The organism is Streptomyces antioxidans (genome assembly GCF_000968685.2).
In the GTDB taxonomy this organism is placed as follows: Bacteria; Actinomycetota; Actinomycetes; order Streptomycetales; family Streptomycetaceae; genus Streptomyces; species Streptomyces antioxidans.
Map to the genome: position 1 here is coordinate 14555 of NZ_LAKD02000113.1, position 23347 is coordinate 37901.

Consider the following 23347-nt stretch of genomic DNA (forward strand, 5'->3'; position numbering starts at 1 on the left):
CATGGCCCCTCGCCGGTCCGCGCCCCGCAGCCCGCTAGTCCGCGACCTCGACCTGGATCTCGACCTCGACAGGCGCGTCCAGGGGCAGCACCGCCACGCCCACCGCGCTGCGCGCGTGCACACCCGCGTCACCCAGGGCCTCGCCCAGCAGCTCGCTCGCCCCGTTGATGACGCCCGGCTGGCCGGTGAAGTCCGGCGCCGAGGCGACGAAGCCCACGACCTTGACGACACGCACGATCCGGTCGAGGTCGCCGATGACCGACTTCACGGCGGCCAGCGCGTTCAGCGCACAGATCCGCGCCAGGTCCTTGGCCTCCTCGGGGGTGACCTCCGCGCCGACCTTGCCGGTCACGCCCAGCTTCCCCTCGACCAGCGGCAGCTGGCCCGAGGTGTAGACGTACGGGCCGGTGCGGAGCGCGGGCACATAGGAGGCCAGGGGTGCCGCGACCGCGGGCAGCGTCAGGCCGAGCCGGGCGAGCCTGTCCTCGGCCGTGCCGCCCGCCATCAGCCCTTCTCCCGCTTCAGATAGGCCACCAGCTGCTCCTGGTTCGGGCCGGGGACCACCTGGACCAGCTCCCAGCCGTCCTCGCCCCAGGTGTCCAGAATCTGCTTCGTGGCGTGCACGAGCAGCGGTACGGTCGCGTATTCCCACTTGGTCATGGGGCCGACTGTAATGCCTCTCCGCCGGGCCCTGGTGCGTAGGGCGAGGGGGGACTGGTTAGGCTCCCCACTGTGAGCAGGCTCCATGTCGTCAGTGGCAAGGGCGGAACCGGCAAGACCACGGTCGCCGCCGCACTCGCGCTGGCCCTCGCGGCCGATGGCAGGCGCACCCTGCTGGTGGAAGTCGAGGGCCGTCAAGGTATCGCGCAGCTCTTCGAGACGGGGCCGCTGCCCTACGAGGAGCGGAAGATCGCCACCGCACCGGGCGGCGGGGAGGTGCACGCCCTGGCGATCGATCCGGAGTTCGCACTCCTGGACTACCTCCATATGTTCTACAAGCTGGGCTCGGCCGGACGCGCCCTCAAGAAGCTCGGCGCGATCGACTTCGCGACCACCATCGCCCCGGGGCTGCGGGACGTCCTGCTGACCGGCAAGGCGTGCGAGGCCGTGCGCCGCAAGGGCAAGGACGGCCGCTTCGTCTACGACTCCGTGGTCATGGACGCGCCGCCCACCGGCCGCATCACCCGCTTCCTGAACGTCAACCACGAGGTGGCCGGGCTGGCCAGGACCGGCCCGATACACAATCAGGCCCAGGCCGTGATGCGCGTCCTGAAGTCTCCCCAGACCGCGGTCCACATGGTGACCCTGCTGGAGGAGATGCCGGTCCAGGAGACCGCGGACGGCATCGCCGAGCTGCGCGCCGACGGCCTTCCGACGGGCGGGGTCATCATCAACATGGTCCGGCCCGCGATCCTCGACCACGAGGCCGTCGAGGTGGTCGCCAACGGACAGCGCACGGCCGTCGCCAAGGCGCTCTCCCGGGCGGGCCTGGGCGGTGCGCGCCGCGGCGGCATGGCCGAGCGGCTGGTCGACCCGCTGCTGGAGCAGGCGCGCGAGCACGCCGAGCGGGTGGCGCTTGAGCGGGCGCAGCGCGCCGAGCTGACCGGTCTTGGGGTGCCGCTGCACGAGCTGGAACTGCTCACCGACGGCATCGACCTGGCCGGGCTGTACCGGCTCGCGGCGGATCTGCGCAAGCAGTGGCCGGAGTGAGCGGCGCCCGCCGTAAGGGCGCCACGGACGACGAGTCGTACGCAGGAGGCGGCATGAGCATGGACGTGGCACCCCGGCTGGACACCGACGTCCTGCTGGACGATCCGCAGACCCGCATCGTGGTGTGCTGCGGCTCCGGTGGCGTCGGTAAGACCACCACCGCCGCCGCCCTGGGCGTACGGGCCGCCGAGCGCGGCCGTAAGGTCGTCGTCCTCACCATCGACCCGGCCCGCCGGCTCGCGCAGTCCATGGGCATCGACGCGCTGGACAACATTCCGCGCCGGGTGGAGGGCATCGGCGGCGGGAACGGCGGCGAACTGCACGCCATGATGCTCGACATGAAGCGGACGTTCGACGAGTTCGTCGAGGCGCACGCCGACCCCGAGCGCGCCCGGGCGATCCTCGCGAACCCCTTCTACCAGTCCCTCTCGGCCGGTTTCGCTGGCACGCAGGAGTACATGGCCATGGAGAAGCTCGGCCAGCTGCGGGCCCGCGACGAATGGGACCTGATCGTCGTCGACACCCCGCCCAGCCGGTCGGCGCTGGACTTCCTGGACGCGCCGAAACGTCTCGGCTCCTTCCTGGACGGGAAGTTCATCAAGGTCCTGATGGCCCCGGCCAAGGTGGGCGGCAAGGCCGGGATGAAGTTCCTGAACGTGGGCGTCTCGATGATGACGGGCACGGTCAGCAAGGTGCTCGGCGGGCAGCTGATGCGGGACGTGCAGACGTTTGCTGCCGCGATGGACACCATGTTCGGCGGATTCCGCACTCGCGCGGAGGCCACCTACCGGCTACTGCAGGCTCCGGGGACGGCGTTCCTCGTGGTGGCCGCGCCCGAGCGGGACGCCCTGCGGGAGGCCGCGTACTTCGTGGAACGGCTGGCCGCGGACCAGATGCCGCTGGCCGGGCTGGTGCTGAACCGGGTCCACGGCAGCGGTGCCGAACAGCTGTCGGCGGAACGGGCGTTGGCCGCCGCGGAGATCCTTATCCTGGCGAGCGATCCCGCCGATCCCGCCGATCCGGATGGCCCAGACGACCAGGACGATCCCGCCGATCCGGAGGATGCGCTCGCGAACGCCGCGGAGGGAAGCGATCCGGCCAAGAACGGTGCCGCGGCAGAAAATCTTGCCGACGGCGGATTTGTCGATCCCCCCTCAGGGAATGCTCAAGCGCGGAACCCCTCGGCAGTGGACCCCGACGTCTCCCCCACGTCGGCGGACTCGTCGGCGGAGCGGCTCGCCGCGGGACTGCTTCGGCTGCACGCGGAGCGTATGCAGGTGCTCGGACGCGAGCAGCGCACACACGACCGCTTCACGGCGCTCCACCCCGAGGTTCCGGTGGCCCAAGTGGCCGCACTCCCTGGCGATGTACACGACTTGGCAGGGCTGCGGGCGATCGGCGAACGCCTCGCGGTCCCGCCGGAGCGGGCCAATCGCGTGGCGGGCTGAGTCGGTGCCCGCCGGGTGGTCGGGCCGCCCGCGTATGGATGGAGACGCACAACAGCGCGAGCACCAGCACCAGCACGGCAGACAGCACGCATAGCGAACGGCGAGCGACAGCGGCTGCGGTGATGGACCGTAGACCGTATGGCGTGCGCGCCGTACCTGGACCTCGGGCTTCCGGCTTCGGCGGCGCCGTCCGCCTAACCGGCGGCTACGGCACACACAGACCCGGCCCCTACACCCGCCCTACACGCAGGCACGCAGGCACGCAGGCACGCAGGCAGACCACAGTCACCAGCGGCTGAGGGCGTCACCAGCGGCCTGGGCGTCGGGCCAACTCCCGGCCTGCGGCGGCGTGTTAGCTCACACGCGTCCCCACAGCCCCATGACTGACCACGGCCCTGGCCGCGACCACCCCCGGAGGCGTGCGCGTGCCCGTTACCCACCCCTGACGAGGCGCGACCGTACTCCCGCCCCCACGGTCTACCCGACCGCGGCGAAGCGCTCGTAGTCCTCGTCGTCGAAGGGCAGAATCCCCGCGCTGCGCTCGTACTCGATGCGCGCGGTCTCCAGGAGCCTGCGCCAGGAGGTCACCGTCGGCCGACGGCGCAGCAGTGCTCGCCGCTCCCGCTCGGTCATCCCTCCCCACACACCGAACTCCACGCGGTTGTCCAAGGCGTCCGCAAGGCACTCGGTGCGCACCGGGCATCCGGTGCAGACCGCTTTGGCCCTGTTCTGTGCCGCGCCCTGGACGAACAGTTCATCTGGATCAGTAGTGCGGCAGGCGGCCTGCGCACTCCAGTCGGTTACCCAGCCCATGCTGGCGCCGTCCTCTCCCGAATCGGAGCTCCCCCACGGCGACAAACGGCATATTCACCGTCGCCAGTTGAGGACGTTACGGAAGTGAGACACAGCGCAACACCCCCTGCAGGCCCAAACTTGGATGGTCCGAACGGACTATGGGTACGCGGCAGATCACCCAACGGAGTGAGCTGGCGACATTTGCGATTACTAGTGCAAACCAGGGCAGTTCACGCAGCGAACAGCGGGCAGCTCAGGACAGGGGCCGCAATCCGGGCAGGCCTCATCACTCACTTGAGTGATGGTGGAGGTGTGGCTCAGCCACACAGCTGTGACTGGCGTGAAACAGCGTATGCGAACACCCGGTCCCCTGTCCGGCGATTCGAGACGTAGGCTGCGTCCTATGGGAAACACGCGCTCGAGCGGAGGGCTGTCCGCCGCTCAACAGGCCGCCAAGTTCCTCGGCGTCAGCGCGCTGGCCGGTGCCGTGATGGCCGGGCTCGCGCTTCCCGCCGTCGGGGCGCTCGGCCTCGCGGCCAAGGGAACGGTCGAGGAGTTCGACGGAATTCCGGCCAATCTCAAGACTCCGCCGCTCAGCCAGCGGACCACGATCCTGGACGCCAAGGGCGGGGAGATCGCGAAGGTCTACTCCCGCGACCGTACGATCGTGAAGCTGAACGACATCTCCCCGTACATGCGGCAGGCGATCGTCGCGATCGAGGACGCCCGCTTCTACAAGCACGGGGCGGTCGACCTCAAGGGCGTGCTGCGCGCGGTCAACAGCAACGCACAGGACGGCGGGGTCTCCCAGGGCGCCTCCACGCTGACCCAGCAGTATGTGAAGAACGTGTTCGTCGAGGAGGCGGGCGACGACAAGGAGAAGGTCGCCGAGGCCACCCAGCAGTCCATCGGCCGCAAGATCAAGGAACTGAAGTACGCGATCAAGGTCGAGAAGGAGCTGGGCAAGAAGCGGATCCTCGAGAACTACCTGAACATCACCTTCTTCGGGCAGCAGGCGTACGGCATCGAGGCGGCCTCCCAGCGCTACTTCAGCAAGCCCGCCAAGGATCTGAAGCTGGAGCAGGCGGCGCTGCTGGCCGGTCTCGTCCAGTCGCCCAGCCGCTACGACCCGATCAACGCCCCGCAATCCGCCAAGGCACGCCGCGACACCGTTCTGCGGCGCATGGCCGAGGTGAAGGACATCACTCCGGCGCAGGCCGCCGCGGCCCAGAAGAAGCCGCTCGGCCTCAAGGCCAGCATGCCAAGGAGCGGCTGCATCACGGCCGTCAAGGGCGCCGGGTTCTTCTGTGACTACGTCCGCGAAACCCTGCTCAACGACCCGGCCTTCGGCAAGACCGTGAAGGCGCGCACCAAGCGCTGGGCCCAGGGCGGTCTGACGATCCGCACGACGCTCGACCCGCAGGCCCAGGCGTCGGTCCAGAACTCGATCAAGAAGCATGTCTACCAGTCCGACCCGGTGGCCACCGCGGTCACGCTGGTCGAGCCGGGCACCGGCAAGGTACTGGGGATGGGCCAGTCCAGGCCGTACGGCTTCGGTGAGAACGAGACCCAGATCAACCTGTCCGCGGACAAGTCCATGGGCGGCTCGAACTACGGCTTCCAGGTCGGCTCCACCTTCAAGCCGATCACCGCGGCGGCCGCCATCGAGCAGGGCAAGAAGCCGTACCAGCGCTACTCCTCGCCGTACAAGATGAAGTACCCGAGCCCGGTCACCACATGCAAGGGCACCTGGAGCAACAGCGAGGGCGCCACGGTCGAGAACGAGAACGAGAAGGAAGTCGGCCCGTACGGGATGAAGGAGGCGACCGCCAAGTCGGTCAACACCTACTTCGTCCAGCTGATCAGCGACATCGGGGTCTGCCCGGTGACGCAGATGGCCGACAAGATGGGGGCGAAGCGCGCCGACGGCCAGGAGCACAACCAGGTGCCCTCGCTCACCCTCGGCTCGGAGGGCTTCTCGCCGCTGACGATGGCCAACGCCTACGCGACCTTCGCCAACCGCGGTGTCTACTGCTCGCCAATCTTCATCGAGTCGATCACCGGCCCCGGAGGCGAGAAGCTGGAGGTGCCGCAGTCGAAGTGCGCCCGCGCGATGTCGGAGAAGACCGCGGACACCATCAATACGCTGCTGCGCGGCGTGGTCGAGGACGGCACCGGCAAGCAGGCCGGGCTCCAGAGCCGCCCGAGCGCCGGTAAGACGGGTACGACGGACGAGCGCAGGGCCGCGTGGTTCGTCGGCTACACCCCGAACATGGCCGGTGCGGTGTGGGTCGGCGGCCCGGGCGCCAAGGGCGTCAAGATGGAGAACATCACCATCGGCGGCGTCCCCCACGACAAGGTCTACGGCGCGGACACCCCCGGCCCGATCTGGAAGGACGCGATGGGTGGCGCGCTGGACGGCAAGCCGGCGCCGAACTTCGTGAACGTCCAGATCAAGGACCCGCACGAGCGCAAGCCCCACGGCAAGAAGCCGGGCAAGCACAAGCCGGGCCGCGACAGGGGCGACGACAACGGCGGTCCGGACAACCCGTGGCCGGACATCTCCGTGCCCCCGGACCTGATCGGCGGCGGCAATGGGAACGGCGGGAACGGCAACGGGAACGGTGGCTGGAACTTCCCGCGGTAGCGATGGCTCGTGATGGAGCGCTGCTCGTGATGGAGCGCAGAAGGGGGTCGGACGGAGACCGTCCGACCCCCTTCTTATAGGTGCCTACAGGTGCGCGTGGTGCCCATAGGTGCGCGTATACGGGTGCGGGGATCCTTACGGTGCCCACGAGCCCACGACTCAGCGCACACACCCCACAACGCAACGCGACAAGGCGCCCTCCGAGCGCGGACTACCCGCCCGCGAGCTGCCGCTTCACCGCGGCGGCGACCCGGCCGCCGTCCGCCCGCCCGGCGATCTTCGGGTTCACGACCTTCATCACGGCGCCCATGGCCCGCGGCCCCTCCGCACCGCCCGCCGCGGCCTCCCGCACCGCCTCGGCCACCAGGGCGTTCAGCTCGTCGTCCGTAAGGGGCTTCGGCAGATACTCGGCGAGCACCTCGCCCTCCGCCTTCTCCCGCTCGGCCTGCTCCGCGCGTCCGCCCTTCTCGAACGCCTCGGCGGCCTCACGGCGCTTCTTGGCCTCCCGCGCGATGATCTTCTCCACCTCGGCGTCGGACAGCTCACGTGCGCTCTCGCCCGCGACCTCTTCCTTGCTGATCGCGGTGATGGTGAGCCGGAGAGTCGAGGAGCGCAGCTCGTCGCGCGCCTTGATCGCCGTGGTGAGATCGTCCTGCAGCCTGGACTTGAGCGTGGTGGTCATGGCGTCGAGTGTGCCAGCACCGGCCGGGAATCACCCGAAGATTTCTCCCCCGGCTGCGTTCTGCGACCATGGAGACCATGCGCGCGCGATACGGAGTACCCCTGGGAATCACGGCGGTCGGCGCGGCCGGTCTCGCCTACGCCGCCTGCTTCGAAGTCCGGTCCTTCAGACTCCGGCGGATCACCGTTCCGGTGCTCCCACGCGGGATGCGCCCCCTGCGCGTCCTGCAGGTCTCCGACATCCACATGGTGAGCGGCCAGCGCAAGAAGCAGCGCTGGCTCCAGTCCCTGGCCGGGCTGCGCCCCGACTTCGTGGTGAACACGGGGGACAACCTCTCGGACCCGGAGGGCGTGCCTGAGGTCCTGGACGCGCTGGGCCCGCTGATGGAGTTCCCCGGTGCGTACGTCTTCGGCTCGAACGACTACTACGGTCCGATGCTGCGCAACCCCGCCCGCTACCTCTTGGAGAAGACCAGCGGTAAGCACGGCCTGAACGGCAACCCCCCGGCCGTCGGTGCCATCCACAACCCGTGGACGGAGCTGCGCGACGCCTTCGACGCGGCCGGCTGGGTCGGGCTGTCCAACACCCGTGGCCGCCTGAAGCTGGAGGACATCGAGATCGCCCTCACGGGCCTCGACGACCCCCACATCAAGCGCGACCGCTACGCCGAGGTGGCCGGTGGCCCCGACTCGGGCGCCGACCTCTCCCTGGCCGTGGTCCACGCCCCGTACCTGCGCGTCCTCGACGCCTTCGCCGCGGACCGCTACCCCCTGATCCTCGCGGGCCACACCCACGGCGGCCAGCTGTGCATCCCCTTCTACGGCGCCCTGGTCACCAACTGCGACCTGGACACCCGCCGGGTCAAGGGCCTCTCCCAGCACCAGGCCGGCGGCCACACCTCCTACCTCCATGTCTCCGCGGGCTGCGGCACCAACCGCTACACCCCGGTGCGCTTCGCCTGCCCCCCGGAGGCCACCCTGCTCACCCTCACCCCCCAGACCCCCTGACCCCGCCCACCGGGACCGCCCCGACCTGCGAGAGACCGCGAAAACCGGATTTCGTCTCTGGCCACGGGTCCGCTAAAGTAGAGCTCGTTGCTTCGGGGTGTAGCGCAGCTTGGCAGCGCGCTTCGTTCGGGACGAAGAGGTCGTGGGTTCAAATCCCGCCACCCCGACTGAAGGAACACCAGGTCAGGGGCCTGATCCGCGAAAGCGGGTCGGGCCCCTGACGCGTTGGGGAACCATCTTGGGAACCACTTGGGAGCCGACCTCGACATCCGGCAGGGAGGGCAGGATGGGCCTCGTGCTCTTCCCCGGAGACGGCGATGTGACGAGCCCGGATGTCTCCTGGTCCTACACCGGCTTCAACAGGTTCCGGGAATGGCTGGCCCGGGCTGAGGGATTCGCCCTCGACGAGATGCGGGGCTTCGGCGGGGACCGCCCGTGGAGCAGCGTTTCCACCACACTGGCACCGCTACTCGACCATCCGGACGACGGCGCCCCCGACCTCACGCCCGGTCAATGCGCGGCCATGCTGCCCCGGTTGGAGGCGATCATCGACCAGCGGCAGCACGATGGCAGCGATCCCGTTCTCCAACGCCACACCGATGACGCCCGCCAGCTGGTCGCCGTCATGCGGTTCTGCATGGCCAAGGACGCCGAGCTCATCTTCGGGTGACCACCGGACCGCAGGTCCCTTGGCCCGGTGGTAGCTGCCCGACTTCACGGTCTCGACGGGGCAACCGTCGCTGACGGGACGCCTATTCGGCGGTGTCGGTCCAGCCCTGGCGGCGGAGGACGGCCGGGATGTCGGGGGCCTGGTAGTGGGCGCCCTTGAGGACCTTGCCGTCGGCGCGGAGGGTGGGGCGGCCGTCGGGACCGAGTTTGGTCATATTGGCCCGGTGGATCTCGGCGATCACCTCGTCGAGGTCGATGCCGTGGACCAGGGCGGTGCCGTAGGCGACGTAGACGACGTCGGCCAGTTCATGGGCGAGATGGCCGAGGGTGCCGTGGGCGCTCGCCTCGGCCACTTCGGCGCACTCCTCGGCCAGCAGGTCCTGGCGGTGGGCGGCGAGTTCCGGTGGGACCTCGGTGGGGGTCTTACGGGCGTCCAGGCCGAAGGCCAGATGGAATTCGCGGACGAGGTCGGCGGGAGAGCGGCGCATTCGTCCGATCGTACGTGGGAGGCCGCTGTGCGTCGGCGCGCGGATCCCTGGGTGGGTGCCTAGGGTGAGGCGTATCAGGCCCTCGACCTCCGCCTCCGGGGTGGTGCATCCATGAGTCTCAGCATCCGCAATCAGCTTCCCGCCACCGTCGTCTCCGTGACGGCTGGGGAGGCCATGGCCACGGTCCAGGGGCGGCTGTCCGGTGGGCAGACGGTGACGGCCGCCGTGACCTTGAGCGCCGTGAAGGAGCTCGGTATCGGGGAGGGCTCCCAGGTGACGGCGCTGGCCAAGTCGACCGAGGTGGCGCTGGCCACCGGGGAGGTATCGGGGCTGAGCATCCGCAATCGCTTCCCGGGCACCGTCAGCCGACTCACCCTCGGGACCGCCATGGCCACCGTCGTCATCGACATCGGCGGCGGCCAAGCGCTCACGGCCGCCATCACCCAGGACGCGGCGGCGGACCTGGGGCTCGCCGAGGGCAGCCGCGTCACCGCTCTGATCAAGTCGACCGAGGTGTCGCTCGCGACCGCGTAGGCCGCTGGGGAGGCTCCCTGCGACCTGTGGCGCGTTCCGCGCCGCCCGAGGGAGAATCTGAGGGTGACCGAGCGAAAGCCACCGGGTATCAGTTTCGAAACGTGGGCCGACCGACAGATTCGTGAGGCGGAGGAACGCGGCGCGTTCGCCAACCTCCGGGGAAAGGGAAAACCGCTCCCCCATCTCAACGAGCCCTACGACGATCTGTGGTGGGTCAAGGAGAAGATGGCCCGCGAGAATCTGTCGTTTCTGCCGCCGACACTCGTACTGCGCAAAGAGGCGGAGGACGCGCTCGCCGCCGTGGAGAAGGCGCCGTCGGAGCGGACGGTGCGGGAGATCCTTTCGGAGGTCAATGACAAGATCCGTGAGGCGATCCGTCGGCCACCGCCCGGCCCGCCGCTCAATCTCGCGCCCTTCGACATCGAGGAGGCCCTACGGGCGTGGCGGGAGCGGCAGGAGCGGGGGCGGGACCGCGGACAGGGAGCGGACGACTGAGCGGGTGGGCCGGGGGTGCACACCCGGGGTGCCCCCCGGGCCACCCGTAATCCAGGGCCAGCCTCAGGGCCTCCCGGGACTACTCCTCGTTGCCGTACGGCCGAGTGATGATCTCCATGCCATGACCGGCCGGGTCCAGGAAGTACAGCCCGCGCCCGCCGTGATGGTGGTTGATCTCGCCCGGCTGCTTCAGATGGGGATCGGCGTAGTACGTGACCCCCTGCTCCCGTATCCGCCCGAAGGCCGCGTCGAATTCCTCGTCCGAGATGAGGAAGGCGTAATGCTGCATGACGATCGACTCGCCGGGAATGGTGGCGAAGTCCAGGGTGACACCGTTACTGGTCTCCAGCGGAACGAACGGGCCCCATTCCTCTCCCACCTCGAGGCCAAGGATATTCGCCAGGAATTCCGCGGATTCGTGGTTGTCCAGAGAATGGACGATCGTGTGATTCAACTCAACAGACACTGTGGAATGCCTCCGTAAGGCAATCTCACGGGCACCTCCATGCCTCACCCAGCCGGTGACCGACACGCGATGCCGTACTTTCGATCGTAGGCGCCGGCGCCCACAGCCGTCGAGGGCCCCAGCTTCCTCTCCCTCAGCCCCGCCCCCACAGCCAGAACCCTCAGCCGGAACCGCCGGGCTCCCCGTCCGCGGGCCCCTTCCGCACGGCGGCCACGCTGAAGATCCCGCCCTCCGGGTCGCGCAGCACCGCGACGCGCCCATAGGGAGTGTCGGCCGCTGGGGAGATGACACCGCCGCCGAGCTCCGTGGCCCGTTCGGCCACCTCGTCGACGTCCTTCACGCAGAAGTAGACCCGCCAGCGGGGCCGGACGTTCGGGTCCGGGGCGGCCTCGATGGCGCCACCGCGCAGCCCCGCGACCGCCTTACCGTCGATATGGAGGACCACCCGGTCGTGTTCGAAGCGGACGTCACAGCGCTCCCGCCCCTGGGTGTCCCAGCCGAAGACCTGCCCGTAGAAGAGCGCCGCCTCGAAGGCGTCACGGGTGCGCAGCTCCAGCCATACGGGCGCGCCCGGTCTGCGCTCGCCCCACCAGGCGGAGGTCAGATCGCCCTCCCAGATACCGAAGTTGGCTCCGTCCGGGTCGGCCGCCCAGGCCACCCGGCCGCTGCCGAACTCCAGCGGCCCGACCGCGACCGTGCCGCCGCGTTCCTGGACGCGCGAGGCCACGTCGTCCGCGCTGTCCGCCGCGAAGTACGTGGTCCAGGTGACCGGCAGGCTCACCCCCGACGACGGCGACGAGGCGCCGATGCCGACGGTCGGTACGCCGCCCTCGGTGTACGCGATGGTGTAACGGCCGTGACCCTGCCGGGTGGGGCGGAAGCCCCAGCCGAAGACCTCTCCGTAGAAGTGGTGCGCGCGGTCCAGATCCGCTGCCATGAGGCTCACCCAGCAGGGCGCGCCCTGGACAGCACGGAACCTCTCCCGCAAGGCCGCTCACCTCACTCATATCCCTGGGGGCGCCACAGACGTTTCGCAGGCAGCCGTCATCGCTCGGACTTCATGCCCGATATTTACACTTTCCTCCGATTTCGTGGTCCGCGCCACCTTGGTACCCACCGGCGCGTTGACGCCACCCGTGCGAGTGCCCGCGCAGGGAGGGCGCACACACCGTTGTGGCGCATCACACCGGAGCGCGTCCGGCATCGGAGCATGGCCGCCCGGGCATGGCAGGGCAGTATTGCGCCATGTCGAATCTTCGCTCAAACGTCGTCGCCTGGCTGGGCCGTAAGTACTTTTCGAGAATTCAGAGGAACGGCTTCGACTTGTCCAAGATGTCGTTCCTCCCGGACGCCACGCTGGCCCCGCTGAGGCGCGATGGCCTCGACCCCATTTCCGATCTGTCCCGAACCAGGGCAAAAGAACCCATCAGCAAGATATGGCTGCCTTTCGGGATCAATGCCTGGCTTGTCACCGGATACGACGAGACCAAGGCGGTGCTCGGAAAGGCGAAGGGCTTCAGTTCCGATTTCACCAACCTCGCGGAACGGAACATCGGCGTCGCCCCGCAGCAGAATCCGGGAGGTCTCGGTTTCAGCGATCCACCGACGCATACGAGACTGCGACGCCTGCTGACGCCCGAATTCACCATGCGGCGGCTCAGCAGGCTCACCCCGCGCATCCACTCCATCGTGGAGGAGCGCCTTGACGAGATGGCCGCGGCCAAGGGCCCGGTGGACCTCGTGCAGGCATTCGCGCTTCCCATTCCGGCGCTGGTCATCTGCGAGCTGCTCGGTGTGCCGTACGAGGACCGCGATGACTTCCAGCGCCACAGCACGGCGCGGTTCGACCTCTTCGGCGGCGCGGACGCCTCACTCGGCGCGATATCGGATTCCCTCTCCTATCTGCACGGGATCGTGCGGAAGCAGCGCGAGACGCCCGGCGACGGGCTGCTCGGCATGCTGGTGAAGGAGCACGGCGACGAGATCGACGACCAGGAGCTGGCCGGGCTCGCCGACGGGGTGCTGACCGGCGGTCTGGAGACGACCGCGAGCATGCTGGCACTCGGCACGCTGGTGCTGCTGCAGGCCCCCGAGCAATTCGCCGCGATACGTGACCGGGACGATGTCGTGGACCCGTTCGTGGAGGAGCTGCTGCGCTATCTCACCGTGGTGCAGGTGGCGTTCCCGCGGTTCGCCCGCGAGGACATGGAGATCGCGGGCACCCGGATATCCGCCGGTGATCTGGTGCTGTGCTCACTGAGCGGGGCCAACCGGGACGAAAAGCTGGGCCCGGACATGGAACGGGTCGATCCGCACCGGCAGGCGCCCTCGCACCTGGCCTTCGGGTACGGCATCCACCGCTGCATCGGCGCCGAACTGGCCAAGATGGAACTCCGGGCCGCCTACCCCGCGCTCATACGGCGGTTCCCGCGGATGCGGCTCGCGGTACCGGCGGAGAAGCTCTCGTTCCGGAAGCTCTCCATCGTCTACGGCGTGGAGCAGCTGCCGGTGCTGCTGAAGTAGCCGGGACCGGCGAGGGGAGCGGAGAGGACGGGGGACGGGACGAACGGGAGGAGTGGGGGCCGGAGGGGCAAGGGGCAAGGGGCGGGGGTCGGGGTCGGGGCTCGGATATCGGTTACCGGTTATCGGATTCAGTTATCGGGAGGGCATTCAGAAGCGCTCGACCAAGTGCTCACGCTCAGGCGGTGGCTCGTAGGACGCGGGCCAGAAGTCGGTGATGGTCTGGATCCGGCCGTCCGCCGAGGCGGTGAAGAAGCTGATCGCCTGCGTCTCCTCCTCATCCACGCTGAAACTCACCCAGGAGACCGCCTGATCGCCGTCGGTGATGACGCGCTCGACCTCCAGGCTCCACTCGCCCACGTGCTCCGCGTTGAAGCGGACCACGCCGTCCCGGCCGAGCACCCGCTCGCGGGTCTGCGGCAGCTCGTAGCGGACGTCGTCGGCGAGGGTGGCGCCGAACGCCCGCCAGTCCCTGGCCTGGGCCGTTGCCCAGTACGTCTCCACCGTCGCGCCTATGTCGGCCATCAGCTCCCCCTCGGTGTACGGGCCCGGCGTCCATCCCCGTCGGGAACGTTATCCACAGGCGCGGGGCGACGCCAGCGCGCATGTCGGGGTGCGGCGCAGAATGGTGGACATGACTGAGAGCACGGAGTCCATGCCGGACTGGGAAAAGCGCTTCCGGGCGCCGCGAGTGGGGCTGCCCGACTGGGCGGAGGACGCCCCGGATCACTCGCTGTTCGTCTCCAACGCCACGGGGACGTACGAGCTGTACGCATGGGACCGGGCCACCGGCGCGCAGCGGCAGGTCACGGACCGGCCGAACGGGACGACCGACGGGGTGCTGTCGCCGGACGGCCAGTGGATCTGGTGGTTCTCCGACACCGACGGCGATGAGTTCGGGGTGTGGCTGCGCCAGCCGTTCAGCGGCGGCGGGGGTGACGAGGGTGACAAGCGCCCGGCCGACGAGCCCGCGACGCCGGATCTGGCCCCCTCCTACCCCGCGGGGCTCGCGCTGGGCCGCGACGGCACGGCGGTCGTCGGGCGGTCCACCGATGAGGACGGCTCGACCATCCATGTGATGCGTCCGGGCGGCGGGTCCGAGGAGATCTACCGGCACCGCGAGTCCGCCGGAGTGGGCGATCTCTCCCATGACGGGACGCTGATCGCGATCGAGCACACCGAGCACGGCGACGCGATGCACTCGGCGATCCGGGTCCTGCGGCTGGATGGAACGGCCGTCGCGGAGCTGGACGACACCAAGGGCGGCACCGAGGAGCTGGGCCTGTCCGTGATGGGCTTCGCGCCCGTGGAAGGGGACACCCGGCTGCTGGTCGGGCATCAGCGGCGCGGCCGGTGGGAGCCCATGGTGTGGGATCCGACGACCGGTGTGGAGACCGCGCTGGCGATAGACCTGCCCGGTGATGTGGGGGCCGACTGGTTCCCGGACGGATCGGCGCTGCTGGTCGAGCACAGCCATCAGGCCCGCAGCGAGCTGTGGCGGTACGACCTCGCCGCAGGTGAGCTGACGCGTCTGGAGACCCCGGCGGGCACGATCTCGGGCGCCACGGCGCGGCCGGACGGCACGGTGGAGTTCCTGTGGTCGTCGGCCGAGAAGCCGCCCCAGGTGCGCTCGACGAGCGGGCGAACGGTGCTGGACGCGCCCGGATTCACCGCCCCGGAGTCGGTGCCGGTCACCGACGTCTGGGTGGACGGTCCCGGTGGGCGGGTGCACGCGCTGGTGCAGAAGCCCGCGGGTGAGGGCCCCTTCCCGACGGTCTTCGACATCCACGGCGGGCCGACCTGGCACGACAGCGACGCCTTCGCGGCGGGCCCAGCGGCCTGGGTGGACCACGGCTTCGCCGTGGTGCGGGTCAACTACCGCGGCTCCACCGGCTATGGGCGGGCGTGGACGGACGCGCTCAAGCACCGGGTCGGGCTGATCGAGCTGGAGGACATCGCGGCCGTGCGGGAGTGGGCGGTGGCCTCCGGGCTCGCCGATCCCGAGCGGCTGGTGCTGGCCGGGGGCTCCTGGGGCGGCTATCTGACGCTGCTGGGGCTCGGCACCCAGCCGGCTTCCTGGGCGCTGGGGCTGGCCGCGGTCCCGGTAGCGGACTATGTGACGGCCTACCACGATGAGATGGAGGCCCTGAAGGCGATGGACCGCACCCTGCTGGGCGGCACCCCGGAGGAGGTGCCGGAGCGGTTCGAGGCGTCGTCCCCGCTGACCTATGTGGACGAGGTGCGGGCGCCGGTCTACATCTCGGCGGGGGTGAACGACCCGCGCTGCCCCATTCGGCAGATCGACAACTATGTGGAGCGGCTCGAGCGGCGCGGCGCCCCACATGAGGTCTACCGCTATGACGCGGGGCACGGCTCGCTGGTCGTCGAGGAGCGGATCAAACAGGTGCGCTTGGAGATCGAGTTCGCTCGGCGTCATCTGGGGTCGGGTCCGCACCCGGCGCCGTCGGAGCCGTCGGCTCGGGCGGTGTGATGCCGAGGGCCAGATCGCGGGCCGTCTCGGCCTCGCGGCGGAACAGCCGGAACCACATGAAGACCACGAACCCCGCGAAGACGAACCACTCACCGGTGTAGCCCAGGTTCTGGAACGCCTTGATGTCGAGCCCGGTGCCCTCCGCCACCGTGGGGGGCACCGGCTTCAGGGCCCCGGGAGCCTCGGCGGAGGTGACCCAGGCGTCGTACACCCGGTACGGCACCAGGTTGACCAGGGAGGCGGCGCTGATCATGCCGAGCTGACCATGGGGGAGGCCGCCGCTCGCGCTCACCCCGTCGCCGCCCTGGTGCTCGGACGCCTGCAGCGCACCGGTGACGGTCACCTCGCCGGAGGGGGGTGCGGGCACCTTGGCGGTGGCCGCCGGATCGTCGGCGTCGCCGGGGAGCCAGCCTCGGACGACGGGCAGCGCCAGCGCCTTGGCGCCGTCCTCGGCCGTGTCCTCGCCCCTGCGTCCGGCGTCCTTGCCCTCACCCCTGCCCCCGTCCTTGCCCTCATCCACACGCAGCAGAGTCAGCACATAGAAGCCGTCGCGGCCGTCCAGCCGCCGGTCGGGAACGAGGAGTTGATGTGCGGTGTCGTATCGGCCGGTGGCGGTGGCCCGCTCCCCGGAGGTCTTCACGGTGACCGGCAGCAGATCGCCCAGCGGCCGGGCCGCGGCCTTCCGCCCGGCGGACGCCTCGTCCTGCTGCTGGTGGTGGGTGTTGACACGCGTCTCGAAGCGGCCGAGCTGCCAGCTGCCCATGAAGAGACAGACCGGGATCGCCAGCAGGGTGAACACGTTGATCACCCACCAGCGGGGTGTCAGCAGAAACCGATACACACCCCCACGGTACGGGCTTCGCGCCGCCGCCCCGGCGGCGGGGCCGTGCCACGGAGCCCCGTGGCACGGCCCCAGGATCGCCGCGGGGCGCGCCAGGACCGCCGCTGAGCAGTGGCGAGCCCTGGCGGGAGAGCGGCGGGCTCTACGACGCCAGCAGACCGGTGCGGTAGATCGTTCCGGCGCAGGCGCCGCCGATCGTCACGCTCGCCGCGGCCGGGTCGCCCGCCTCCGGGGTATGGCTGACCAGGACGCTCGCATCCTGCGGCGCACCGCCACCGCCGCCCGGGGTGCCACCCGGATCGCCCGCGCTGGGGCCGTTCTGCGGTCCGTTCTGCCCCCCGTCCGTGGAGGGGTCGGGGGTCGGGGTGCCGGTGGTGGAGCAGCCGCTGGCGCCGCCCGACGACGGGATCCAGGCGAACTTCACCTCGTACGCCTGACCGGGCCCGAGGATGACCGTGCCCGGCTGGGTGGAGGGGTCGGGCAGCCCCGCCGCCGCGTCCCCGGCCGTATGGTCCACGACCAGGATCCGCGAGGCGTCCGCACCGCCCTGGGCGCTCGCGCCCACCGAGCCGCTGCCCTCGACCGTGCAGGACCGGTCCGAGATGTTCGCGACGCGGAACGAGCCGTAGACCCGGCCCTCGGCGTCGGCCGCTCCGACCGATCCGGCGCCACCGCTGGTGAGTTGGGCACGGCTGCAGGTGGGGGAGGTGGCGTTCAGCGTGTCGGAGGGGTCGGGGTCCGCACCGCCGGAGCCGCCCTCACCGCCCTTCGGCGGCCTGTCCTCGTCCTTGTCCTTGCCCTTGTCGCCCTTGTGCTCCTCGGCCGAGCCGGAGGGACCGTTGGCGTCCTTGCCGCCGCTGCTCTCACCGTGCTGGCCGCCGTTGGCCTCAGGGGTCCGGTGGCTGCTGGCGGCATTGGCCGGGCGGTCGTTCGAGCCGTCACCGGTGGTCGCGACGTGCACCAGCGCCGGGACGGCCGCACAGCCGAACACCAGCGCCGCAGCGGCCCCGACCAGGGCCTGGCGCCGCCGCGCACGTCGGGCGGGCACGGCGCGCCGCAGATGCTCAAGGGACTCGGGGGACGGCTCGAGGTCGTCGACGGCGCGGTGCAGCAGCCGCCGCAGCGCCTCCCCGTCCTCACCGCCGTCCTCACTGCCGGGCTCATCGTCGTCGAGCTGAATGCGGAGGGGCGTCACCCGCCCCGGCTCGGACCGCCCGGCGGGCTCTTCGTCCGCCGCGGGCTCCCCGTCCGTTGTGGACGCCGCGGGCTCCGTGGACGCCGTGGGCTCCCCGTCCGCCGTGGACTCCGTGGATGCCGTGGGCTCCGTCGCCTCTACCGGCTCCCTGGGCCCTGTGGTTTCCCTGGACTCCCCATGCTCCCTGGACTCTGGCTCGTGGCCGTGCCCCCGGCCGGAATCCCCCGGGTCCGGCGTAGATGTGATGTCGTTCATGCCGGAGCCTCCATGGCGACGCGGAGCGCCGCGATGCCGCGCGAGCCGTACGCCTTGACCGAGCCGAGCGATATGCCCAGCGTCTCGGCCACCTGGGCCTCGGTCATATCGGCGAAGTAGCGCAGCACGAGAACCTCGCGCTGACGGCGCTGAAGTCCCCTCATCGCCTTGATCAGTTGATCGCGTTCTAGCTGTTCGTACGCCCCCTCCTCGGCACTGGCCATATCGGGCATCGGCTTGGAGAGCAGCTTCAGCCCGAGGATGCGCCGACGCAGCGCGGAGCGGGAGAGGTTGACGACCGTCTGCCGCAGATAGGCGAGGGTCTTCTCGGGATCCCGGACTCGCTTGCGCGCCGAGTGCACACGGATGAACGCTTCCTGCACGACGTCCTCGCAGGACGCGGTGTCGTCGAGAAGGAGTGCGGCGAGACCGAGCAGCGACCGGTAATGGGCGCGGTAGGTCTCGGTGAGGTGATCGACTGTGGTGCCCGCTGCCATCGCGTCGTCAGTGTCCTCGCGCCCTGTGGTGATGTGCGCGGGGCGGGCCGTCGGCCATGGCGCGATCACCGGCATGCCACCGGGGGCACGCGGGGGGCGTAGTGCCGCGCCGCCATGCCCTGGAACCGTTGCGATGCCGAATACCTCTGCCACGCCTGTTGGACACGCCGCCCCCTGTCAGGGTTGTACGCGTGAGGCATCGCTTTTGACAATGCGTTGAATGCCCCCATGCGCACCAACTCTTCCCCAATGCCCCGGTCATCTCAGTGCCCACTAAGGGGCGGCTGGAAAGACGCTCCCCGCCCGCTGCCGGTTGCAGCGGGCGGGGAGCGAATCCGTCGATCACATCAACGGCCCAGTTCATCTGGTCCAGGCCAGTGACACGCGCACAGGATATTCACATCTAACGGTCTACCACACTGGCGAAACGTCACTTTAAGACGATCGCTCACCTTACGACGTCAGCTCGGCCGCGACGACCTCCGCGATCTGCGCGGTGTTCAGCGCCGCGCCCTTGCGCAGGTTGTCACCGCAGACGAACAGCTCCAGCGCCCTCGGATCGTCCAGCGACCGCCGCACCCGGCCGACCCATGTGGGGTCGGTGCCCACGGCGTCGGCGGGCGTCGGGAACTCGCCCTCCCCCGGGTTGTCGCACAGCACCACCCCGGGGGCGGCCGCCAGAGTCTCGTGCGCCGCCTCGACCGTCACCTCGTTCTCGAACCGCGCGTGCACGGCCAGCGAATGCGTGGTGATCACGGGCACCCGTACACAGGTCGCGGTGACCCTCAGCTCCGGCAGCCCAAGGATCTTGCGGGACTCGTTCCGCACCTTGAGCTCCTCGGAGGACCAGCCGTCCTCCTTGAGCGAACCGGCGAACGGCACCACGTTGAGCGCCATCGGCGCCGGGAACGGCCCGGTGTCGCCCACCGCCCGCCGTACGTCCCCGGGATGGGTGCCCAGCTCGGTACCCGCGACCAGCGCGATCTGCTCGCGCAGGGCGTCGATGCCGTCCTTGCCCGCGCCGGAGACCGCCTGGTACGAGGAGACGATCAGCTCGCTCAGCCCGAACTCGGCGTGCAGCGCCCCCATCGCGACGATCATCGACAGAGTGGTGCAGTTGGGGTTGGCGATGATGCCGAGCGGGCGGACCCGGGCCGCGTGCGCGTTCACCTCCGGCACCACCAGGGGGACATCGGGGTCCATCCGGAAGGCACCGGAGTTGTCGACGGCCACCGCGCCCTTGCTCACCGCGATGGGCGCCCACCGCGCCGAGACCTCGTCGGGGACGTCGAACATCGCGACGTCGACGCCCTCGAACGCCTCCTCGCTCAGCGCGATGACCTCGACCTGCTCGCCCCGGACGGCCAGCTTCCGCCCGGCCGAGCGGGGCGAGGCGATCAGCCGGATCTCGCCCCAGATGTCGGCGCGCTCCGAGAGGATCGAGAGCATGACGGTGCCGACGGCGCCGGTGGCCCCGACGACCGCGAGGGTGGGCTTGTCGCCACCGGCGGCACCGCCATGGCCGGTCATCGTCCGGTCCCTCCGTAAACCACAGCTTCGTCGCTGTCGCTGTCCAGGCCGAAGGCGCTGTGCACGGCCACGACCGCGTCCTTCACATCGTCGGCGCGGGTGACGACCGAGATGCGGATCTCGGAGGTCGAGATCAGCTCAATGTTGACCCCGGCGTTCGACAGTGCCTCGAAGAAGGTCGCGGTGACCCCCGGGTTGGTGCGCATACCGGCGCCGATCAGGGAGATCTTGGCGATCTGGTCGTCGTAGCGCAGCGAGTCGAAACCGATCAGCGACTTCGCCTTGGTCAGCGCCTCCATCGCCCGGTGGCCGTCCGTCTTCGGCAGCGTGAAGGAGATGTCGGTCAGCCCGGTCGACGCGGCGGAGACGTTCTGCACCACCATGTCGATGTTGATCTCGGCGTCGGAGATGGTGCGGAAGATGGCCGCGGCCTCACCCGGCTTGTCCGGCACCCCGACGACCGTGACCTTGGCCTCGGACGTGTCGTGCGCGACTCCGGAGATGATCGCCTGCTCCATGCCTTCTTCTCCCTCTCCCGCTGCCGGCCGGTTGCGCACCCAGGTGCCCTGGTGACCGGAGAAAGACGACCGTACGTGAATGGGGATGTTGTACCGGCGCGCGTACTCCACGCAGCGCAGATGCAGCACCTTGGAACCGCTCGCGGCCAGCTCCAGCATGTCCTCGTACGGAATCTCGTTGATCTTGCGAGCCTTCTTCACCACGCGCGGATCGGAGGTGAACACGCCGTCCACGTCGGTGTAGATCTCGCACACCTCGGCGTCCAGGGCGGCGGCCAGCGCGACCGCGGTGGTGTCCGAGCCGCCCCGGCCGAGGGTGGTGATGTCCTTGCTCTTCTGGGACACGCCCTGGAAGCCCGCGACGATCGCGACCGCGCCGAGCTCGAGCGCGTCACGGATGCGGCCCGGCGTGACGTCGATGATCCGTGCTTTGTTGTGAACCGCGTCGGTGATGACTCCCGCCTGGCTGCCGGTGAACGACAGCGCCTCGTGACCGAGGTTTTTGATCGCCATGGCCAGCAGGGCCATGGAGATCCGCTCTCCCGCGGTCAGCAGCATGTCGAACTCGCGCCCAGTAGGAATCGGGGATACCTGCTCGGCGAGATCGATCAGCTCGTCCGTCGTGTCGCCCATCGCGGAGACCACGACGACCACCTGGTGGCCGTTCTTCTTGGCTTCCACGATTCGCTTGGCGACCCGCTTGATGCCTTCGGCATCGGCAACGGAGGAGCCTCCGTACTTCTGCACGACAAGGCCCACGTGCGCTCCTCGCAGCTCTCAATAATGCGGTCGGCTCAGTCTAGCGAGCGGCCGGAATATGCCCTCCCAATATCACATAGCGAGACGAATACCTCGCAAAGTGACCAGGGCCGGGGGAGGACGAGGGGCATCACACGGGCAACGTCCACGCGCCCGCGAGACTCCCCGCATCCCTCCCACCCGCTCAGCGACGAACCCTGCCCGCTCACCGCGGAAGCACACGGGAACGTAACCCACTTCACAGGATCGGACGGCCTGGTGGACGCCCGGCAGATCGCCTGGCGGACCGCGTCGCGGGCGTCTCGTGCCGAACCCGCCCGGCGGCCGTATCGAACGTTCTCAGCGCGAACCCGAGCGCCGCTCAGCGCGAACCCGAGCGCCGCTCAGCGCGAACCCGAGCGCCGCTCAGCGCGAACCCGAGCGCTCCTCAGCGCGGTCCCGAGCGCAGGCCGAGCGGTCCCGCGATCTCCGCCGCCATGACCCGCCCGGCCTCCTCCGCAAGCTGCTCGTCACCGCCCGCGTTGCTGTCCGTGTCCAGGCCGTTCAGCTCGTCCAGCGGGCTGTCCAGCCGTACGTGCGCGACGAGCGACTGCAGGGCGCGCAGGGCCGCCGAGGCGGTCGTCCCCCAGTTGGAGAGGTACGAGAACTGCCACCACCACAGTGCCTCGCTGATCCGGCCCTCGCGGTAGTGCGCCATGCCGTGCCGCAGATCGGTGATGATCCCGGCCAGATCGTCGGAGATCCGGCAGGCGACCGGCTGGCTGCGCGGCACGTAAGGGTCGAAGACCTCCGAGTAGATGTCCACCGGCTCCAGCAGCCGGGCGAAGCGCTCACGCAGCTCGTCGACGTCCGGCTCCGGGCCGACGTCCGGTTCGTACCGCTCGTCCGGGACGAAGTCCTCGTGCGCGCCGAGCCGACCGCCCGCGAGAAGCAGCTGCGACAGCTCGAGCAGCAGGAACGGCACAGCGCTGTCCGGCTCGTCCCCCTTGGCGACTTCGGTGACCGCGACGATGAAGCTCTCGATCTGGTCGGAGATCTGGACCGCGAAGTCGTCCGGGTCCGGGTGGGCGTCGTGCAGCGTTGCGTCAGACATCGAGAAGTCTTCTCCCTTCGAAGGCACGACCCAGCGTGACCTCGTCCGCGTACTCCAGGTCTCCACCGACAGGGAGGCCGCTGGCCAGGCGGGTGACCTTCAAACCCATGGGCTTGATCATGCGCGCGAGGTACGTGGCGGTGGCTTCGCCCTCCAGATTCGGATCGGTGGCCAGGATGAGCTCGGTGACCGTACCGTCCGCGAGCCGCGCCAGCAGCTCCCTGATCCGCAGATCGTCCGGACCCACGCCCTCGATGGGGCTGATCGCCCCGCCGAGCACGTGGTAGCGGCCCCGGAACTCACGCGTCCGCTCGATCGCGACAACGTCCTTCGGCTCCTCGACCACGCAGATGATCGCGGGGTCGCGACGGGGGTCCTGGCAGACGCGGCACTGCTCGGCCTCGGCGACGTTCCCGCAGACAGCACAGAACCGCACCTTCTCCTTGACCTGCGTCAGGGCTTGCGCGAGACGGCGGACATCGGTGGGCTCGGCCTGCAGGATGTGGAAGGCGATCCGCTGCGCGCTCTTGGGACCGACGCCGGGCAGCCTGCCCAACTCGTCGATGAGGTCCTGGACCACGCCCTCGTACACGCCTTCATCCAATCTCGCGCCGACACGCGGTGGCCGTACTTCACATGAATATTCGGTTGCGCCGCGCCCTCATGGCCAGGGGGCGCCAGGCTGGTGCGGCCGGGCCACCGCGACG

At 69.7% G+C, this 23347-nt stretch carries 24 protein-coding genes and 1 tRNA gene; 10 read left to right on the plus strand and 15 right to left on the minus strand.

Translation table 11 applies throughout. The features are described 5' to 3' along the window. Positions 1–34: 34 nt before the first annotated feature. Complete coding sequence (locus VT50_RS32100) at positions 35–505, minus strand: RidA family protein (RefSeq protein WP_046088182.1); 471 nt, start codon at positions 503–505, stop codon at positions 35–37. Then, positions 505–660, minus strand: coding sequence for a Sp36 family protein (locus VT50_RS38725; RefSeq protein WP_087684235.1), 156 nt, complete (start codon positions 658–660; stop codon positions 505–507). Before VT50_RS38725 ends, VT50_RS32100 begins: the two co-directional genes overlap by 1 nt. 72 nt (positions 661–732) lie before the next feature. On the opposite strand from VT50_RS38725, the gene bagA reads away from it, so the two are divergent. Both bagA and bagB read left to right on the plus strand, forming a co-directional pair. Further along, a complete protein-coding gene (gene bagA / locus VT50_RS32105; protein WP_046088183.1) occupies positions 733–1710 on the plus strand; it encodes an ATPase BagA in 978 nt (325 codons plus the stop codon). A 53-nt stretch (positions 1711–1763) separates the two neighbouring features. Further along, complete coding sequence (gene bagB / locus VT50_RS32110) at positions 1764–3158, plus strand: ATPase BagB (protein ID WP_046088184.1); 1395 nt, start codon at positions 1764–1766, stop codon at positions 3156–3158. A 477-nt stretch (positions 3159–3635) separates the two neighbouring features. On the opposite strand, the gene VT50_RS32115 is transcribed toward bagB, so the two are convergent. Then, entirely contained in the window at positions 3636–3971 is a 336-nt protein-coding gene (locus tag VT50_RS32115; RefSeq protein WP_020870211.1) for a WhiB family transcriptional regulator, read from the minus strand. A gap of 385 nt (positions 3972–4356) precedes the next feature. Between VT50_RS32115 and VT50_RS32125 the strand changes: the two genes are divergently transcribed. Continuing rightward, on the plus strand, positions 4357–6600 hold the full coding sequence (locus tag VT50_RS32125) for a transglycosylase domain-containing protein (RefSeq protein ID WP_046088185.1): 2244 nt from the start codon (positions 4357–4359) through the stop codon (positions 6598–6600). Between the two features lie 211 nt (positions 6601–6811). Here VT50_RS32125 and VT50_RS32130 read toward each other — a convergent pair whose 3' ends face one another. Then, the gene (locus tag VT50_RS32130; protein ID WP_046088186.1) at positions 6812–7282 is read right to left on the minus strand and encodes a GatB/YqeY domain-containing protein; all 471 of its coding nucleotides are present in this window, start codon (positions 7280–7282) and stop codon (positions 6812–6814) included. Between the two features lie 77 nt (positions 7283–7359). On the opposite strand from VT50_RS32130, the gene VT50_RS32135 reads away from it, so the two are divergent. From VT50_RS32135 to VT50_RS32145, 3 genes are all read left to right on the plus strand, one after another. Next, positions 7360–8289: a metallophosphoesterase gene (locus VT50_RS32135; protein WP_206269519.1), complete on the plus strand. Its 930-nt coding sequence runs from the start codon at positions 7360–7362 to the stop codon at positions 8287–8289. Positions 8290–8382: 93 nt separating this feature from the next. Continuing rightward, positions 8383–8456, plus strand: a tRNA-Pro gene (locus VT50_RS32140). A gap of 119 nt (positions 8457–8575) precedes the next feature. After that, positions 8576–8959 (plus strand): hypothetical protein, encoded by a 384-nt coding sequence (locus VT50_RS32145; protein WP_046088188.1) that lies wholly within the window; start codon positions 8576–8578, stop codon positions 8957–8959. A gap of 82 nt (positions 8960–9041) precedes the next feature. Here VT50_RS32145 and VT50_RS32150 read toward each other — a convergent pair whose 3' ends face one another. Further along, positions 9042–9446 (minus strand): pyrophosphohydrolase domain-containing protein, encoded by a 405-nt coding sequence (locus tag VT50_RS32150; RefSeq protein ID WP_046088189.1) that lies wholly within the window; start codon positions 9444–9446, stop codon positions 9042–9044. A 111-nt stretch (positions 9447–9557) separates the two neighbouring features. Here VT50_RS32150 and VT50_RS32155 point away from each other — a divergent pair, with 111 nt between their 5' ends. Together VT50_RS32155 and VT50_RS32160 are read left to right on the plus strand one after the other, a co-directional pair. Next, complete coding sequence (locus tag VT50_RS32155) at positions 9558–9980, plus strand: TOBE domain-containing protein (RefSeq protein WP_046088190.1); 423 nt, start codon at positions 9558–9560, stop codon at positions 9978–9980. 63 nt (positions 9981–10043) lie between these two features. Further along, a complete protein-coding gene (locus VT50_RS32160) occupies positions 10044–10475 on the plus strand; it encodes a DnaJ family domain-containing protein (RefSeq protein WP_046088191.1) in 432 nt (143 codons plus the stop codon). A gap of 79 nt (positions 10476–10554) precedes the next feature. Here VT50_RS32160 and VT50_RS32165 read toward each other — a convergent pair whose 3' ends face one another. Both VT50_RS32165 and VT50_RS32170 read right to left on the minus strand, forming a co-directional pair. Beyond that, positions 10555–10941 (minus strand): VOC family protein, encoded by a 387-nt coding sequence (locus VT50_RS32165; protein WP_046088192.1) that lies wholly within the window; start codon positions 10939–10941, stop codon positions 10555–10557. 160 nt (positions 10942–11101) lie between these two features. Further along, positions 11102–11878: a VOC family protein gene (locus VT50_RS32170; protein WP_046088193.1), complete on the minus strand. Its 777-nt coding sequence runs from the start codon at positions 11876–11878 to the stop codon at positions 11102–11104. Between the two features lie 308 nt (positions 11879–12186). Here VT50_RS32170 and VT50_RS32175 point away from each other — a divergent pair, with 308 nt between their 5' ends. Further along, entirely contained in the window at positions 12187–13464 is a 1278-nt protein-coding gene (locus VT50_RS32175; protein WP_046088194.1) for a cytochrome P450, read from the plus strand. 147 nt (positions 13465–13611) lie between these two features. Here VT50_RS32175 and VT50_RS32180 read toward each other — a convergent pair whose 3' ends face one another. Beyond that, positions 13612–13986: a nuclear transport factor 2 family protein gene (locus VT50_RS32180; protein WP_046088058.1), complete on the minus strand. Its 375-nt coding sequence runs from the start codon at positions 13984–13986 to the stop codon at positions 13612–13614. A 100-nt stretch (positions 13987–14086) separates the two neighbouring features. Between VT50_RS32180 and VT50_RS32185 the strand changes: the two genes are divergently transcribed. Then, complete coding sequence (locus tag VT50_RS32185; protein WP_078840831.1) at positions 14087–15952, plus strand: S9 family peptidase; 1866 nt, start codon at positions 14087–14089, stop codon at positions 15950–15952. Here VT50_RS32185 and VT50_RS32190 read toward each other — a convergent pair. The 7 genes from VT50_RS32190 to recR all read right to left on the minus strand — a co-directional run bounded on the left by VT50_RS32190 (position 15858) and on the right by recR (position 23232). After that, complete coding sequence (locus VT50_RS32190) at positions 15858–16793, minus strand: SURF1 family protein (protein WP_046088057.1); 936 nt, start codon at positions 16791–16793, stop codon at positions 15858–15860. The two genes, VT50_RS32185 and VT50_RS32190, sit on opposite strands and share 95 nt — an antisense overlap. Positions 16794–16935: 142 nt before the next feature. After that, positions 16936–17988, minus strand: coding sequence for a hypothetical protein (locus VT50_RS32195; RefSeq protein ID WP_240529393.1), 1053 nt, complete (start codon positions 17986–17988; stop codon positions 16936–16938). Positions 17989–18239: 251 nt separating this feature from the next. Further along, on the minus strand, positions 18240–18815 hold the full coding sequence (locus VT50_RS32200; RefSeq protein ID WP_030829843.1) for a SigE family RNA polymerase sigma factor: 576 nt from the start codon (positions 18813–18815) through the stop codon (positions 18240–18242). Between the two features lie 378 nt (positions 18816–19193). Beyond that, the gene (locus tag VT50_RS32205; RefSeq protein ID WP_046088055.1) at positions 19194–20270 is read right to left on the minus strand and encodes an aspartate-semialdehyde dehydrogenase; all 1077 of its coding nucleotides are present in this window, start codon (positions 20268–20270) and stop codon (positions 19194–19196) included. Further along, a complete protein-coding gene (locus VT50_RS32210; RefSeq protein ID WP_046088054.1) occupies positions 20267–21547 on the minus strand; it encodes an aspartate kinase in 1281 nt (426 codons plus the stop codon). Before VT50_RS32210 ends, VT50_RS32205 begins: the two co-directional genes overlap by 4 nt. A 427-nt stretch (positions 21548–21974) precedes the next feature. Further along, on the minus strand, positions 21975–22640 hold the full coding sequence (locus VT50_RS32215) for a DUF5063 domain-containing protein (protein WP_046088053.1): 666 nt from the start codon (positions 22638–22640) through the stop codon (positions 21975–21977). Further along, positions 22633–23232, minus strand: coding sequence for a recombination mediator RecR (gene recR / locus VT50_RS32220; RefSeq protein WP_020870189.1), 600 nt, complete (start codon positions 23230–23232; stop codon positions 22633–22635). Before recR ends, VT50_RS32215 begins: the two co-directional genes overlap by 8 nt. Positions 23233–23347 lie beyond the last annotated feature (115 nt).